Here is a 15,799-nt window from a genome sequence, read left to right as displayed (position 1 = left end):
TGAACGGCGCCCTGCCGCAGCCACCATGCTGATCCGGTTCGGCACCGTCCCGGCCTGCCGCACCCCGGCCTTGTCAATTCAGCTCGGAGAACCGCCGCCCCATGGCCCAATACATCTACACCATGCAGCGCGTCAGCAAGGTCGTGCCGCCCAAGCGCGAGATTCTGCGCAACATCTCGCTGTCGTTCTTTCCGGGCGCCAAGATCGGCGTGCTGGGACTCAACGGCTCGGGCAAGTCGACACTGCTGCGGATCATGGCGGGCGTCGACAAGGAGTTCGACGGCGAGGCACGGCCGTTGGCCGGCACCCGGATCGGCTTTTTGCCGCAGGAGCCGGAACTCGACCCGGCCAAGGATGTGCGCGGCAATGTCGAGGAGGGCGTGAAGGAGACCAAGGCCCTGCTCGATCGCTTCAACGAGATCAGCAACGCCTTTGCCGACCCCGATGCCGACTTCGATACCCTGCTGGCCGAGCAGGCCGAGTTGCAGGACAAGATCGACGCCGCCGGCGCCTGGGAGCTCGACCGCACCCTGGACGTGGCCGCCGACGCACTGCGCCTGCCGCCATGGGAGGCCGATGTGACCAGGCTCTCCGGTGGCGAGAAGCGCCGCGTGGCGCTGTGCCGGCTGCTGCTCTCCAAACCGGACATGCTGCTGCTCGATGAGCCCACCAACCACCTCGACGCCGAATCGGTGGCCTGGCTCGAACGCTTTCTGCACGACTACCCCGGCACCGTCATTGCCGTCACCCACGACCGCTACTTTCTCGACAACGTCGCCAGCTGGATTCTGGAGCTCGACCGCGGTCACGGCATCCCCTGGGAAGGCAACTACTCCAGTTGGCTGGCGCAGAAAGAGAAGCGGCTGGAGCAGGAAGAAAAGCAGGAGTCAGCCCACCGCAAGGCGATGCAGGCCGAGCTCGAATGGGTGCGCAGCAATCCCAAGGGGCGCACCGCCAAGAGCAAGGCGCGGCTGGCCCGCTTCGACGAACTGGCCTCACAGGAGTTCCAGAAGCGCAACGAAACCCAGGATCTCTACATCCCGCCCGGACCCCGCCTTGGCGACCTGGTGATCAAGGGCGAAGGGCTGCGCAAGGCCTTTGGCGACCGGCTGCTGTTCGATGACCTGAACTTTCAACTGCCGCCGGGCGGCATCGTCGGCATCATCGGCCCCAACGGCGCCGGCAAGACCACGCTGTTCCGCATCCTGGCCGGTCAGGAGCAGCCCGACGCCGGCACGCTGAGGTTCGGTGAGACCCTGCAGCTCGCCTATGTCGACCAGAGCCGGCAGAGCCTCGATGACAAACATACAGTGTGGGAGGAGATCTCCGGCGGCCATGACATCCTGCGCGTCGGCAGCTACGAAACGCCATCACGCGCCTATGTCGGCCGCTTCAACTTCAAGGGCACCGACCAGCAGAAGCGGATCGGCGAACTGTCGGGCGGCGAGCGCAACCGGGTCCATCTGGCCAAGGTGCTCAAGAGCGGCGGCAACGTGCTGCTGCTCGACGAACCGACCAACGACCTCGACGTCGAGACCCTGCGGGCGCTCGAAGAGGCGCTGCTGACCTTTCCCGGCTGCGCCGTGGTCATCTCCCACGACCGCTGGTTCCTCGACCGCATCGCCACCCACATCCTCGCCTTCGAGGGCGACAGCAAGGTGGTCTGGTTCGAGGGCAACTACGCCGACTACGAGGCCGACCGCAAGCGCCGTCTCGGTGTCGACGCCGACCAGCCGCACCGCCTCAAATACCGGCCATTGAGCGCCTGATCACTGTCCGGCTGTCGCAGTCGACCGACCAGCGGCAGCCGGCCGTGCCAGCCACACCCCATTCACTTGCGTTGAGCAGCACCCCATGATCGAGCTGATCGATTTCATCCTGCATGTCGACCGTCACCTGATCGAATTCGTCCAGCAGTACGGCGCCTGGATCTACCTGCTGCTGTTCATGATCATCTTCGTCGAGACCGGACTCGTCATCATGCCGTTTCTGCCCGGTGACAGCCTGCTGTTCGCCGCCGGCGCGCTCAGCGCCACCGGCGCGCTGCACCCGGGGCTGCTCACCGGACTGCTGTTCGTCGCCGCGGTGCTCGGCGACAACCTCAACTACCTGATTGGCCGCCGCGCCGGCAAGGCGGTCTTCGAACGCGACTCGCGCTGGATTCGACGCGACTATCTGGAGCGAACCCAGCTTTTTTTCGACAAGCATGGCGGCAAGTCGGTGATCCTGGCCCGCTTCGTCCCGATCGTGCGCACCTTCACCCCCTTTCTGGCCGGTGTCGGCAAGATGCCCTACGGCGAGTTTCTCGCCTACAACCTGCTGGGCGGCGCATTGTGGGTCGCCGGCTTCGTGCTGCTCGGTTACTACTTCGGCAACCTGCCGATCATCCGCAGCAACTTCAGCCTGGTGATCTTTCTGATCATCGGCATCAGCCTGCTGCCCGCGCTGATCGAGGTGTGGCGCCAGCGCCGACCAGGCAAGCGCGCCAATCCATAGCACCCTTGCGCGCCTGCCGGAACCACACAGCATCCGTTACAATCGGGCGGTCGCCTGTCGGCAGTGAAATGGCTCACTGACCGACGGCGGCTCCACCCATAAGGAGAATCTCCCATGCTCAAGCTCTACGGCTTTGCGGTCAGCAACTACTACAACATCGTCAAACACTACCTGCTTGAAAAAGAGATTCCCTTCGAAGCCGTGACGGTCGCCCCGAGCCAGGAGCCTGCGCTGCTGGCCAAGAGCCCGATGGGCAAAGTGCCCTTCATCGAGACCGAACGGGGCATTCTCACCGAGACCAGCGTCATTCTCGACTACCTCGAAGCCTGCCATCCGCAGCCGGCGCTCTACCCCGCCGACCCCTTCGCGCGGGCCAGGATGCAGCAGATCATCAAGACCATCGAGCTCTACATCGAAGACCCGGCCCACCGCATGATCGGCGCGCTCTTCGGTCGCGAGGTGCCCGAATCGGTCAAGGAGAGCTCCACCGCACTGCTGCGCCGCGGCCTGCCGGCACTCGGACGCATCGCCTCACTCTCGCCCTACCTCTGCGGCAGCGAACTGACCGCCGCCGACATCTTTGCCTTCTACGCCCTGAAGCTGAGCGAAACCGCCTGCCGCCGCGTGCTCGATTGGGACATCATCGCCGAAGTGCCGGGCCTGGCCACGATGATGGAGAAGGTCGCCGAGCGCGACGTGACCAAGCGCGTGCTGGCCGACAACATCGCGGCGCTCAAGGCGATGAGCGGCTGAGCGCGCATTCGACAGACCATGGTCAGCGCCCTGGCCATGGTTTCTGTCCGCGTCATCCACATCCGAGGCATGATCTTCGGCTTCTGAACGGGCGCGTCATCCATGCGGAAATGCTGAACTACTGCCGCGCCGAGTTGCTGGACGAAAACTATTTCCATGCCGTGTTCGGGGCAATAGAAGGCATTGCGGAGCGGATTCGCCTGCTGTCGGGCTTGAACGGTGATGACGCTGATCTGGTGAACAAGGCATTCGCGGGCCAGCAGCCCGTTCTGGCCTTGGGATCACTCACCACCGCGTCCGAGAAGAGCGTGCAGAAAGGCTTTGCCAACTTGCTGATTGGGCTATTCGGTGCGGTGCGCAATCCGCTGGTCCATGCTCCAAAGACAGACTGGCCTATGTCCGAGCAGGATGCGCCGGACATCTTGACGCTGTATCGCTGATTCACCGGAAGCTGGATGGCGCCATGAGAGCTGGCGCTGTACCGCCATAAAGGAGAAGACACGATCGGTTTAATTCCTGTCGCCTCGTCCACGAATCCAGTCGTGATCGGGGACGATCAGCGGCCTAGCAAGGCCGCCTGTCCTCTGTGCCATACTTTGTTCATGCTGAGAAATCGAAAGCACAAGCATTTGGATGGCCGACCTGGCAACACGTAAAGCGCGTAATACTTCTTGGGTAAATGGTTCCCTTCGGTGATGTTCGATTCCAGGCGCTTGCCTGCTGTGCGCTGGGTCGCCAATGTCATGCAGTACCACGAATCGGTGCGTACCCGCATTACGGAGGTCCTTTTGAGAACGCAAGATGCCCGTGCTACCACCACAGTCCTCAGCAAGCTCTACCAAACCATAGAGGGCGCTGGCTCCCCCACGAATCGCCTTCTCCACCTTTTCGGCAAGTGGGTGCACGCCGGTGGTCTTGTCAGGTTTTCCCCGCCACAATTCCCCGAAGTAGACCTTGCCTGGTGGTTGCCCAAGCTCGAAGTAATGGTTCACCGTTACGGCGATCTTGTCGAGCAGATCGAGAGCCGTGCGTTGTGCCAAGATAAGTGCAGACGCATCTGGGCCGTAGGTAGCGTAATCAAGGGTGTCTCCAAATCGCCCCGTCGCTGGCCACGCATCTTCATCGGTAGCCCGCCATAGCAAGTCACGCGCGAGGATGAAATCGCTCTTCAGCATGTTGAACATGGCGAACACAGGCGGTGGCATACCGCCTGCACCCGATTCACGCTCCAGAATCCCAGGGAGCATTAGCCAGTCCAACTTGCCCACGGCGGGGTCGATGAGTTCGACGACTGGCGAAAGCGTCAGTCGTTCACGCTCGACCCAACTGATGAATGGATCTTGGTGCGGTGATCGCGATGGCAGATCTTCCATTTCGCTTGCGAACGCAGCGATCTGTTCCGCGGCCTGTGCGCCAGCGTATTGGATGACTCGATCCCGATGCTGATCCGCAATCTTGGCCAACATGATCGCCTCGATACGCGTAAGGTCTGAACAGCCACCTCGCTCATAAAGCCAAAGCAAATTACGGGCTGCTGAGCTTGCGGCTACTCCGTTCTGCGGATCAATTTCTAGTGCGGCAAGCCATCCATCATGGGCTTCACCAAGCCGAAAGCTACTGCTGAATTGGTTGGCGAGGTTCGTCCAAGCTTGAGTTCGCAGTGTTGGGTCTGCATCCACGTCCTGAGCCACTTTCCAAAAGCATCGTCGTGCTTCAGCACGGCGCTCTCTAGAGAACTCCTGATGATTCAACCAATTTTCATCGCGAGGCGGGAAACCTGTCGCAGCGACCAGTCCGTTGGCGAGGTTGTAGGTGATGTCAGCAGTTGGAAACAGGCCGTGAAGTTCACGAAACAGTGCGAGCCCTTCTTCAATCACATCCTGCTGTTGAGTCAATGTGCCACCATCTACCAAGATGGCTGCACGAAGACCCATTAGATTGAATCGCTCCTCTGTATCGAGATCGAGATTGATCTCGCGGGCCTGCTTCACCGCCTCGGCAGGATTGCTATTCAGCAAGGTATTCAGATGCGCGGATCGCTCGTGGAACCTGTCTAGCATTGTTGGCATAAAAGGGCTCCGCTGGCGCCATACGGCAGGGCATGGTTCCTAGTGGGGTCGGGTGAATCCAGCAACAGGGGTTTTCACTGCCGAAGAAATGCGCCTCGACGTGCGCTCCCAGCTCTCCATTGCTCGCCTGAAAGACCCGACTGCATCGGATACGCCAGCTCCGACAAAGCAGTCTATGAACGCATGCTGGGTGGGTTCGTATCAAGAGATCAAAGACTCAAGCACCGCGTGCAGGACGCGCAATCATCCAAAGGAAAGAGCGGCCTCCAATTTGGTGCCCGGGGCCGGGGTCGAACCGGCACGGCCTTGCGGCCGAGGGATTTTAAGTCCCTTGCGTCTACCTGTTTCGCCACCCGGGCGAGCTGCGGGCAGGCCGGCAACGGCCTGAAGGGAGCGGGGATGAACGGCAGAAATTGGAGGCTGGGGTCGGAATTGAACCGGCGTACGCGGAGTTGCAGTCCGCTGCATGACCACTCTGCCACCCAGCCAGAGGGGCGCCATTGTAATGACTTTTGGCTGGCTTGGGGAGTTTTGTCAGCCGGCGAATGGCATAAAAGTCCTGGTCCGGTAAACGAAGGCCGCCGCTCCCTCAATGCGGCGGTTGAGGCTGCTGCCAGAGCCGGTCGGTGTCGCGGTCACGAAAGCCGATCAGATAGAGGATGCCATCGAGGCCGAGTGTCGAGATCGACTGCTTGGCCGACTCCTTGACCATCGGCTTGGCACGAAAGGCGATGCCGAGGCCGGCCAGGTTCAGCATCGGCAGGTCGTTGGCGCCATCGCCGACGGCGATCACCTGATCGAGGCTGATCCGCTCCTGCGCGGCGATCTGCCGCAGCAGTTCGGCCTTGCGCAGCCCGTCGACCACCGGCGGCAGCACCCGGCCGGTGACCCGGCCATTTTCGATCTCCAGCTCATTGGCATGGACATGGTCGATGCCGAGCCGCTGCTGCAGCCAGCGACCGAAGTAGGTGAAGCCGCCGGAGAGGATCGCCGTCTTGTAGCCGAGTCGACGCAGGGTGTCGATCAGCCGCTGCGCTCCTTCGGTCAGCGGCAGTTGATCGGCCACTTCGGCCAGCACCGACTCCGGCAGCCCCTTGAGCAGCGCCACCCGGCGGGTGAAGCTGTCGGTGAAGTCGAGCTCGCCGCGCATCGCCCGCTCGGTGATCGCGGCCACCTCGGCCCCCACCCCGGCCCGTTTGGCCAGTTCGTCGATCACCTCGGCCTCGATCAGCGTCGAGTCCATGTCGAAGGCGACCAGCCGGCGGTTGCGGCGAAAGACGTTGTCCTCCTGAAAGGCGATGTCGACATCGAGCTCGTTGGCGATGGCCAGAAACTGCGCGCGCAGCCCCGGCAGATCGACCGCTTCGCCGCGCAGGGAGAGTTCGACGCAGGCCTGGGTGCGAGCGGGGTCGGCATCGAGTGCGATCCGTCCGGAGAGCCGGTTGATGCCGACGATGTTGAGCTCGTGGTCGCGGACGATGCGGGTGACCCGTGCCAGATGCAGGGCGCTGATCTTGCGCGCCAGCAACGTGACGATGTAGCGCGAGCGTGCCTGGTGCTCGACCCAGCGGCGGTAGTTGTCGAGCGAGACCGGCGTGAAGCGCACCTGCACGCCCAGTTCGTGCGCGCAGAACAGCACATCCTTCAGCACCGGCGACGATTCGGCGGCGGTGGGCAGCTCGATCAGCAGACCGAGCGACAGGGTGTCATGGATCACCGCCTGACCGATGTCGAGCAGTTGCACATCATAGGGGGCCAGCACCGCGGTGATCGCCGCGGTGATGCCGGGCTGGTCACTGCCCGAGAGGGTAATCAGCAGAATCTTTGCCACGTCTGACCGTCACTCCATGCAATTTGAAAAAGGCGCCGCAAACAGTCGCGGTTCAGCCACCGCGTGCCAGCCGTTCGATGCGCTCCACCCGTTGCAGACCGCGCGGCAGCTTCAGCCCACGCCGGCCGCGCTCGCCCTGATAGTGGATCAGATCCGCCGGGTTCAGCGTCAGATGGCGCTTGCCGGCATGGATCACCAGCCCATCCTGCGCGCCCAGCACTTCGGCCGCCAACAGGTACTCCTCGCGCTCCTGCGCCCGCTGTGCCGGAATCGCGATGAGTCGATTGCCCTTGCCGCGTGCCAGTCGCGGCAGCTCGGCCAGCGCGCAGATCAGCAGCCGGCCATCGTTGGTGACCAGCGCCAGCCGGTCGCTCTCCAGATCAGCCACCCGCCGCGGTGGCAACACCTGGGCGCCGGCCGGCAGCGTCAGCAGTGCCTTGCCGGCCCGGTTGCGGCTCAGCAGATCCTCATGACGGACGATGAAGCCGTAGCCGGCATCGGAAGCGATCAGCCATGTCTGCCCGGCTTCGCCCATCAACAGCGCGACGAACCGGCTGTTGGCGGGCGGCGCGAGTCGGCCGGTCAGCGGTTCACCCTGGCCCCGTGCCGAGGGCAGGCCATGGCTGGAGATGGCATAGACCCGACCGGTCGAATCGAGCAGGATCGACTCCTGCTGACTGCGTCCACGCACCGCTTGCAACAACCCGTCACCAGTACGGAACGACAATGCGGCCGGATCGATCTCATGCCCCTTGGCCGCGCGAATCCAGCCATTGCTGGAAAGAATCACCGTGATCGGCTCATTCGGCAGCAGCGCCTCTTCATCGAGCTGGCGGGCCGCCCCACGGGCCACGAGCGGCGAACGGCGGGCATCGCCGTAGCGCTCGGCATCGCGCTCGATCTCGTCACGAATCAACCGGGTCAGCAGCGTCTCGGAACCGAGCAGGGCCTGCAGGTGGTCGCGCTCTTCGGCCAGCGCGGCCTGTTCGCCGCGGATCTTCATCTCTTCGAGCCTGGCCAGGTGGCGCAGCCGCAGCTCCAGAATCGCCTCGGCCTGCCGCTCACTGAGCGCAAAACGGGCGATCAGTGCCGGTTTGGGCTCATCCTCGTTGCGGATGATGCGGATCACCTCATCGATGTTGAGGAAAGCGATCAAAAGCCCCTCGAGCACATGCAGCCGCTCCAGCACCCGCTCCAACCGGTGGTTGAGCCGACGCCGCACGGTGTCGCGACGGAACTGCAGCCAGTCACCGAGCAGCTGCCTGATGTCCATCACCTGCGGCCGGCCATCCAGGCCGATCAGGTTGAAGTTGACCCGAACGCTGCGCTCCAGATCGGTGGTGGCAAACAGGTGGTTCATCAGCGCATCGACCTCGACCCGCCCAGAACGCAGCACCAGCACCAGCCGGGTCGGGTTTTCATGGTCCGATTCATCGCGCAGATCGACCACCATCGGCAGCTTGCGCGCCTGCATCTGCTCGGCAATCTGCTCCATCACCCGGCTGCCCGACACTTGATGGGGCAATGCCTTGATGATGACCTCGCCCTCCTCCTGTTCGTAACGGCTGCGCAGGCGCACGCTGCCGCGCCCTTCGCTGTAGATTTTGCGCAGCTCATCGGGCGGAGTGATGATCTCCGCCTCGGTGGGGAAATCCGGCCCGGGAATCAGCTCGCAGAGCGTCTCGATGGCGGTATCGGGTTCATCGAGCAGCCGCACGCAGGCCGCAGCCACCTCGCGCAGGTTGTGCGGCGGAATGTCGGTGGTCATCCCCACCGCAATGCCACTGGCACCATTGAGCAGCAGGTTGGGCAGCCGGGCCGGCAATCGCGCCGGCTCCTCCAGCGTGCCATCGAAATTGGGCAACCAGTCGACCGTGCCCTGCTCCAGCTCACCCAGCAGCAGCTCGGCATAGGCGGTCAGGCGTGCCTCGGTGTAGCGCATCGCGGCGAACGACTTGGGGTCATCGGTCGAGCCCCAGTTGCCCTGCCCATCGACCAGCGGATAGCGGTAGGCAAAGGGCTGCGCCATCAGCACCATCGCCTCGTAACAGGCGCTGTCGCCATGGGGATGGAACTTGCCGATCACATCGCCGATCGTGCGCGCCGACTTCTTGAACTTGGCGCCACTGGCCAGCCCCAGTTCCGACATCGCATAGATGATGCGCCGCTGCACCGGCTTCATGCCATCACACAGATGCGGCAGGGCACGGTCGAGAATCACATACATCGAATAGTCGAGGTAGGCGCGCTCGGTATAGAGGCGCAAATCGACCTGCTCGCTGCCATCCTCGCTGAAGGTGGTGGTGAAATCCATCGGGTCAGAGGCCTCGTCGCCGGTCAGGCGGAATCGGTTGAACTGCACTGCATCGCTTCGGACATCTCAGACGCTGTCGGCACCTCGTGAGCGCATCCAGGGTCCGAAAAGATCACAAAGCAGGCAATTCTCGCCGTTTGCGCCACGGCAGGTCAAAGGCCGGGGCGCCACCGCTGGCAAAGGATCGGATTGAACAGACAAACCAGGCAGATGCCCGCGGGCGTCACCAGCGAAACAATGGAGGGTGCCACCCCGGCCTGCACCAGGGCGGCTGCAACACGATGCCTTTACTGAGCGAGGCGCTCTGACAGGTGGCTGCGAATCTGTTCGGCGGAGGCCGTCGCCAGATTCTTGTCCAGCTCGGCCACGACCAGTGCCCGCAGGGCCGCGCCCATCTGCTGACGCAGCAGACCGAGAAAATCCGGTGCCGCAATGACCACCAGCCGCTCCAGCTGCTGCTGTGCCCGGCCCTGTTCCAGCCGTTGGCAGAGCTGCCGGGCAAACAGCTCGGCCTCCTTCTCCTTGGCACTGGTGGCTGACGGCGCGGCATGGGTGCCGGGCTGTCCCTTGTCACTGAGCTTGCCGGCATGGTCGCTGACCAGCTCGCTCTCCTTGAGGCGGGACTGTGGATGCACCAGACTCTCCAGCTCCTGCAGTGGCGCCACTCGGTTCTGCAGCGTGAAAATGCGGGCGCGGCTGCGCTCGGCAACCAGAATCCAGGTGGTGGTCATAACTCGCTCTCCTGTTCGGCAGGCTTGATGTCGGATTCGCGGCAGGTCAGCGCCGCTCTTTCATGGTATGTCCGATGGGTGGACCTGAACAGCGCAAAAACCGCGCTGCCATTGCCCCGCGTCAATCCGGCACGAAATCGGCCGCTGGAGCGCGCCGGCCGCTCGCCTTCGACACCCGCTTTCTATACCATTCCACCCCCATTCTTCACTTTCGATCGGTGACAGCGCGATGCAACTGGACGAGATCAAGGCACTCATCGAGACCGGGCTTCCCGGCAGCCAGGCACAGGTCGATGGCGACGGCTACCACTTTCAGGTGGTGGTGACCTGGGATCGGTTCAGCGGCATGAGCCCGGTCAAGCGGCAGCAGCAGGTCTATGGCTGCCTGCAGGCCAACATCGCCTCGGGTGCGCTGCATGCGATCAGCATGAAAACCTACACCCCGGATGAACAGCAGCGCGCCTGAAACCGCCGCCCGATCCATTCAGATTTCCGCAATGAAACAAGAGGCATCGTGGACAAGTTGATCATTACCGGCGGGGTGCGCCTCGACGGAGAAATCCGCATTTCCGGCGCCAAGAACTCGGCGCTGCCGATTCTGGCCGCGACCCTGCTGTGTGACGAGAAGATGGAGATCGGCAATCTGCCCCATCTGCACGACATCACCACGATGATCGAGCTGCTCGGCTGCATGGGGGTCGAGGTGATGCTCGATGAGCAGATGCGGGTCGAGATCAACACCCGCACCCTGCACACCCCCAGTGCCCCCTATGAACTGGTCAAGACCATGCGCGCCTCGATTCTGGTGCTGGGGCCGCTGCTGGCCCGCCATGGGCAGGCCGAGGTGTCACTGCCCGGTGGTTGCGCCATCGGCAGCCGTCCGGTCGACATGCACATCCGTGGCCTCGAGACGATGGGCGCGCAGATCGACCTCGAAGGGGGCTACATCAAGGCCCGGGTCGACGGACGCCTTAAAGGTGCCCACATCTTCATGGACATGGTCACGGTCACCGGCACCGAAAACGTGCTGATGGCGGCGGTGCTCGCCGAGGGGCGAACAGTGATCGAAAACGCCGCCCGCGAGCCCGAAGTGGTCGATCTGGCAAACTGCCTGAATGCGATGGGGGCCAAAGTCAGCGGCCAGGGCAGTGACACCCTGGTCATCGAAGGGGTGGAGCGGTTGCACGGCTGCCGCTTCGATGTCATGCCCGATCGGATCGAGACCGGCACCTATCTGGTGGCCGCCGCAGCAACCGGTGGGCGGATCCGACTGAAAGACACCGCACCGGTGATTCTCGAAGCGGTTCTGCACAAGCTCGAAGAGGCCGGTGCGGCCATCGAGACCGGGCCGAACTGGATCCAGCTCGACATGAAGGGGGAGCGGCCACGGGCGGTCAATCTGCGCACCGCCCCCTATCCGGCCTTCCCGACCGACATGCAGGCGCAGTTCACGGTGCTCAATTCAATCGCCCGCGGCACCGGCACCATCATCGAGACCGTCTTCGAGAACCGCTTCATGCATGTGCATGAGCTGAACCGGCTGGGCGCCAACATCGCACTCGAAGGCAATACCGCCATCGTCAGTGGGGTCGACCACCTGCGCGCGGCGCCGGTGATGGCGACCGACCTGCGCGCCTCGGCCTCACTGGTGCTGGCGGGTCTGGTGGCGAGCGGGCAGACCGAGGTCGAACGCATCTACCACATCGACCGCGGCTATGAGTGCATCGAAGAGAAACTGCTTCAGCTCGGCGCCCAGATCAGGCGCGTCGCCGCCTGAGACCCGTTTGCCGTATTCGAGCCATCACATGAGCCCACTGACCATCGCCCTCACCAAGGGCCGCATCCTCGACGAATGCCTGCCGCTGTTGCGGGCCGCCGGCATCGAGCCGCTCGACTCGATCGCCGAGAGCCGCAAGCTGATCTTCGCCACCAACCAGCCCGGCGTGCGGCTGCTGGTGATGCGCGGTACCGATGTGCCGACCTATGTGCGGCATGGCGCGGCCGACCTCGGCGTGGCCGGCAAGGACATGCTGCTCGAACAGGGCAGCAGCGGACTCTACGAACCACTCGACCTCGGCATTGCCCGCTGCCGGCTGATGACGGCCGGCCCGGTGGTCGCGCCCCCCCGGCGTGGCCGGCTGCGGGTGGCCACCAAGTTCGTCAACGTGGCCAAGCGCTTCTATGGCGAACGCGGTGAACAGGTCGAGCTGATCAAACTCTACGGCGGCATGGAGCTGGCGCCGCTGGTCGGACTGGCCGACCAGATCGTCGACATCGTCGACACCGGCAAGACGTTGCAGGCCAACGGGCTGGCACCGCTGGAACTGATCGCCGACATCAGCTCGCGGCTGATCGTCAACAAGGCGTCGATGAAGGTCAAGCACCGCGCGGTCAGCGCGCTGATCGAGCAGCTTTCCGCCGCGGTGGCCGATCGCAACCGCCTCCAGGCGGGTCAGCCATGACGAACCCGACGCTGATCACCCGGATCGACAGCCGCGCCACCGACTTCATGCAGCAGCTCGACAGCCGGCTCGGCTTCGAGATGGAGGAGGATCTGCTCCACACCAATCAGGTGCGCAGCCTGATCGAGCAGGTGCGACGCGAAGGCGATGCGGCTCTGCTGGCGCTGACCCAGCGCTTCGATCGCCACCCCGCGCAAACGATGGCTGCACTGGAGCTCGACTGCGGCAGGCTCGATGCCCAGCTGCAAAACCTGCCCGCCGCGGGCGTGGCGGCACTGCAACATGCCGCCCAACGCATTCGCGCCTTTCACGCGCTGCAACGGCAGCCGAGCTGGCGCATCGAGGATGAAGCCGGCTTCACGCTGGGGCAGGAGGTGCGCCCGCTCGATCGGGTCGGGGTCTACGTCCCGGGTGGCCGGGCCGCCTACCCCTCCTCGGTGCTGATGAATGTGATTCCGGCCAAGGTGGCTGGCGTCGGCGAGATCATCATGGTCAGCCCGACGCCCGATGGCACCCTCAACCCCTGGGTGCTGGCCGCGGCCGCGATCGCCGGCGTCGACCGGCTCTTCACCATCGGTGGCGCCCAGGCGGTCGCCGCGCTGGCCTACGGCACGGCCAGCGTGCCGCGGGTCGACAAGATCGTCGGTCCCGGCAACCGCTATGTCGCCACCGCCAAACGGCTGCTCTATGGCCAGGTCGGCATCGACATGATCGCCGGTCCTTCCGAAGTGCTGATTCTCTGCGATGGCAAGACCCCAGCGGAGTGGGTGGTGATGGACCTGTTCGCCCAGGCCGAACATGACGAAGAGGCGCAATCGATCCTGATCTGCCCCGATGCGGCCTACCTCGATCGGGTCACCGACACCATGGCCCGACTGCTGCCGGCACAGCCACGCGCCGCCATCATCGCCGCCGCACTGCAAAAACGCGGCCTGCTGCTGCAGGTGACCGACCTGCAACAGGGGGTCGAGCTGATCAACCACATTGCACCGGAACATCTGGAGCTGTCGGTCGCCGACCCCGAAGCACTGCTGCCATCGATTCGCCATGCCGGCGCCATCTTTCTTGGCCGCCATGCCTGCGAATCGCTCGGCGACTACTGCGCCGGCCCCAACCATGTGCTGCCCACCTCCGGCACCGCCCGCTTCTCCTCGCCGCTCGGGGTCTACGACTTCCAGAAGCGCAGCTCGATCATCGGCTGCTCCTCGCAGGCCGCCGCGCGGCTCGCCGACACCGCCATCACCCTGGCCCGTCTCGAAGGGCTGGAAGCCCACGCCGCCGCTGCCGAATGCCGGCTGCGCGAACCGGGGAGCACGACGCCATGACCGAGCCGTCGCCACCACCTGAAGAACTGCACACCCGCATCGAACAGTGGATCCGGCCCGAACTGCGCTCGCTCGCCCCCTATCATGTCGCCGATGCCAGCGGCTGCATCAAGCTCGATGCGATGGAGAACCCCTACCCCTGGCCCGGCACACTCACCACGGCCTGGCTCGAACGGCTGCGCAGCGTCGAACTCAACCGCTACCCCGATCCGCAGGGCAGCGCCGTCAAGCAGGCGCTGCGGCGGCACTTCGCCATTGCCGAGCACCATGCGCTGCTGCTGGGCAATGGCTCCGATGAGCTGATCCTGCTGCTGGCACTGCTGTTCGGTGGCACCGGTCACTGCCTGCTGGCACCCGAGCCGGGCTTCGTGATGTACAGCCTGATCGCCCGTCAGGCCGGCATGGCCTATTGCGGCGTTGCATTGACCGAGCAGTTCGAACTCGACCGCACCGCGATGCTGGCGGCGATTGCCGAGCGCCAGCCGGCAGTGATCTTCATCGCCCAGCCGAACAACCCGACCGGCAACCTCTTCGACCCGGCCACGCTGCGGGCCGTCATCGAGGCGGCACCCGGCGTCGTGGTGATCGACGAGGCCTACTGCGCCTTCACCGACACCCAGCATCTGCCACTGCTCGATGAGTTTCCGCACCTGCTGGTGATGCGCACCCTCTCCAAGATCGGTCTGGCCGGACTGCGGCTTGGATTGCTGATCGGCGCTCCGGCGCTGATCGAACGGCTCGACAGCCTGCGGCTGCCCTACAACATCAACAGCCTGACCCAGGCCAGCGCCTGCTTTGCCCTCGAACATGCGTCGCTGCTGACCGAACAGAGCCAACAGTTGCGCCGCGAACGCAGCCGCCTGTTCGCCGCGCTGCAGAGCCTGCCCGGCATCACCCCCTATGCCAGCGAGGCCAACTTCATCCTGCTGCGGGTGCCGGCTGGCGAGGCGCCCCGGTTGCAGCGGCTGCTGAAGGCGCGTCACCGCATCCTGATCAAATGTCTGGATGGCGGCCATCCCCTGCTGCGCGACTGCCTGCGCATCACCGTCGGCACACCTGCCGAGAATGACGCCCTGCTGGACGCGCTGACCCAACTGCTCTGCGAACCACCCTCCAACGCCTGAGGCACGCACACGATGGTCAGCCCACTGCAAGAACAGCTGCTCAAGGCGGGACTGGTCAACAGCAACCAGGTCAAGAAGGCCGCCAAGGAGAAGTACCAGGCCAGCCAGCAGCCGGGCAACGCCGACCCGACGGCGGAACAGATCCGGCAGGCACAGCAGCAGAAGGCCGAAAGCGACCGGCAACGCAACCTCGAACAGCAGCAGGCGCGCGAGCAGAAGGCTCTGGCCGCCCAGATTCGCCAGTTGATCGAGACCCAGAGGATCGACCGCAGCGGTGGCACGGTCAGTCACCAGTTCGTCGACCATGGCAAGATCAAGAAGATCGTGCTGCACGCGCAGCAGCGCGAGCAGTTGATTCGCGGCACGCTGGCCGTGGTCCGGCTCGACGAGCGCCATGAGCTGGTGCCGGTCGGCACGGCGCAGAAAATCGCCCAGCGCGATCCGGGCGTTGTCGTGGTGCTGAACGCGCCGCCCAGCAGCGCTGCGGAGGACGCGAATGAGACCGACCCCTACGCCGACCACCCGATTCCCGATGACCTGATGTGGTGACCGGTCGCGTCAGACGGCTGGCTGCCCTGTCGCTTTGGTGGTAGTTTGCGCCTGCTTGACATGGATCAAATGCCGACATCCCGCCTGGCAGCTAGCCTGTCCGGCGGGCCGTCTGCCCACTCAATAATAATCATGAACGGAGTCG

Annotated in this window: 13 protein-coding genes, 2 tRNA genes and 1 pseudogene; 10 read left to right on the top strand and 6 right to left on the bottom strand. The window is 64.2% G+C overall.

Features of this window, described 5'->3' with window-relative positions:
* Positions 1 to 101: 101 nt before the first annotated feature.
* The 4 genes and pseudogenes from ettA to H7A13_04015 all read left to right on the top strand — a co-directional run bounded on the left by ettA (position 102) and on the right by H7A13_04015 (position 3,739).
* Positions 102 to 1,769 carry an energy-dependent translational throttle protein EttA gene (gene ettA / locus H7A13_04030; GenBank protein ID MCP5332508.1) on the top strand — a complete coding sequence of 556 codons (1,668 nt, stop codon included), beginning with the start codon at positions 102 to 104 and terminating at the stop codon, positions 1,767 to 1,769.
* An 88-nt stretch (positions 1,770 to 1,857) separates the two neighbouring features.
* Positions 1,858 to 2,496 (top strand): DedA family protein, encoded by a 639-nt coding sequence (locus H7A13_04025; protein MCP5332507.1) that lies wholly within the window; start codon positions 1,858 to 1,860, stop codon positions 2,494 to 2,496.
* 114 nt (positions 2,497 to 2,610) lie between these two features.
* Positions 2,611 to 3,249 carry a glutathione S-transferase family protein gene (locus H7A13_04020; protein MCP5332506.1) on the top strand — a complete coding sequence of 213 codons (639 nt, stop codon included), beginning with the start codon at positions 2,611 to 2,613 and terminating at the stop codon, positions 3,247 to 3,249.
* A gap of 110 nt (positions 3,250 to 3,359) precedes the next feature.
* Positions 3,360 to 3,739, top strand: a pseudogene (locus H7A13_04015) (TIGR02391 family protein).
* A 19-nt stretch (positions 3,740 to 3,758) separates the two neighbouring features.
* Here H7A13_04015 and H7A13_04010 read toward each other — a convergent pair.
* The 6 genes from H7A13_04010 to H7A13_03985 form a co-directional block, all read right to left on the bottom strand.
* Positions 3,759 to 5,318: a hypothetical protein gene (locus H7A13_04010; GenBank protein MCP5332505.1), complete on the bottom strand. Its 1,560-nt coding sequence runs from the start codon at positions 5,316 to 5,318 to the stop codon at positions 3,759 to 3,761.
* 272 nt (positions 5,319 to 5,590) lie between these two features.
* A tRNA-Leu gene (locus H7A13_04005) sits at positions 5,591 to 5,677 on the bottom strand.
* 55 nt (positions 5,678 to 5,732) lie between these two features.
* Positions 5,733 to 5,806 (bottom strand) — tRNA-Cys (locus tag H7A13_04000).
* A 101-nt stretch (positions 5,807 to 5,907) separates the two neighbouring features.
* On the bottom strand, positions 5,908 to 7,149 hold the full coding sequence (gene serB / locus H7A13_03995; protein MCP5332504.1) for a phosphoserine phosphatase SerB: 1,242 nt from the start codon (positions 7,147 to 7,149) through the stop codon (positions 5,908 to 5,910).
* A 52-nt stretch (positions 7,150 to 7,201) separates the two neighbouring features.
* Positions 7,202 to 9,463 (bottom strand): DNA topoisomerase IV subunit A, encoded by a 2,262-nt coding sequence (parC, locus tag H7A13_03990; protein MCP5332503.1) that lies wholly within the window; start codon positions 9,461 to 9,463, stop codon positions 7,202 to 7,204.
* 287 nt (positions 9,464 to 9,750) lie between these two features.
* Positions 9,751 to 10,194 carry a host attachment protein gene (locus H7A13_03985; protein ID MCP5332502.1) on the bottom strand — a complete coding sequence of 148 codons (444 nt, stop codon included), beginning with the start codon at positions 10,192 to 10,194 and terminating at the stop codon, positions 9,751 to 9,753.
* A gap of 229 nt (positions 10,195 to 10,423) precedes the next feature.
* On the opposite strand from H7A13_03985, the gene H7A13_03980 reads away from it, so the two are divergent.
* Genes H7A13_03980 through H7A13_03955 form a run of 6 tightly spaced genes read left to right on the top strand, consistent with a single transcriptional unit; the run spans position 10,424 to position 15,654 of the window.
* Positions 10,424 to 10,660, top strand: coding sequence for a BolA family transcriptional regulator (locus H7A13_03980; protein ID MCP5332501.1), 237 nt, complete (start codon positions 10,424 to 10,426; stop codon positions 10,658 to 10,660).
* Positions 10,661 to 10,708: 48 nt separating this feature from the next.
* A complete protein-coding gene (gene murA, locus H7A13_03975) occupies positions 10,709 to 11,971 on the top strand; it encodes a UDP-N-acetylglucosamine 1-carboxyvinyltransferase (protein MCP5332500.1) in 1,263 nt (420 codons plus the stop codon).
* Between the two features lie 28 nt (positions 11,972 to 11,999).
* Positions 12,000 to 12,656, top strand: coding sequence for an ATP phosphoribosyltransferase (locus H7A13_03970; GenBank protein ID MCP5332499.1), 657 nt, complete (start codon positions 12,000 to 12,002; stop codon positions 12,654 to 12,656).
* On the top strand, positions 12,653 to 13,981 hold the full coding sequence (gene hisD, locus H7A13_03965; GenBank protein ID MCP5332498.1) for a histidinol dehydrogenase: 1,329 nt from the start codon (positions 12,653 to 12,655) through the stop codon (positions 13,979 to 13,981). The genes H7A13_03970 and hisD overlap by 4 nt, the downstream gene beginning before the upstream one ends.
* A 26-nt stretch (positions 13,982 to 14,007) precedes the next feature.
* Complete coding sequence (locus tag H7A13_03960) at positions 14,008 to 15,105, top strand: histidinol-phosphate transaminase (GenBank protein MCP5332497.1); 1,098 nt, start codon at positions 14,008 to 14,010, stop codon at positions 15,103 to 15,105.
* Positions 15,106 to 15,117: 12 nt separating this feature from the next.
* Positions 15,118 to 15,654, top strand: a complete 537-nt coding sequence (locus tag H7A13_03955) for a DUF2058 domain-containing protein (protein ID MCP5332496.1) — start codon at positions 15,118 to 15,120, stop codon at positions 15,652 to 15,654.
* The last annotated feature ends 145 nt before the right edge of the window (positions 15,655 to 15,799 follow it).

It is taken from the genome of Pseudomonadales bacterium, from assembly GCA_024234215.1.
Lineage (GTDB): Bacteria > Pseudomonadota > Gammaproteobacteria > Pseudomonadales > UBA5862 > JACKOQ01.
Note: the sequence above shows the minus strand (reverse complement) of the source record. Positions and strands in the feature narration are given on the sequence as shown.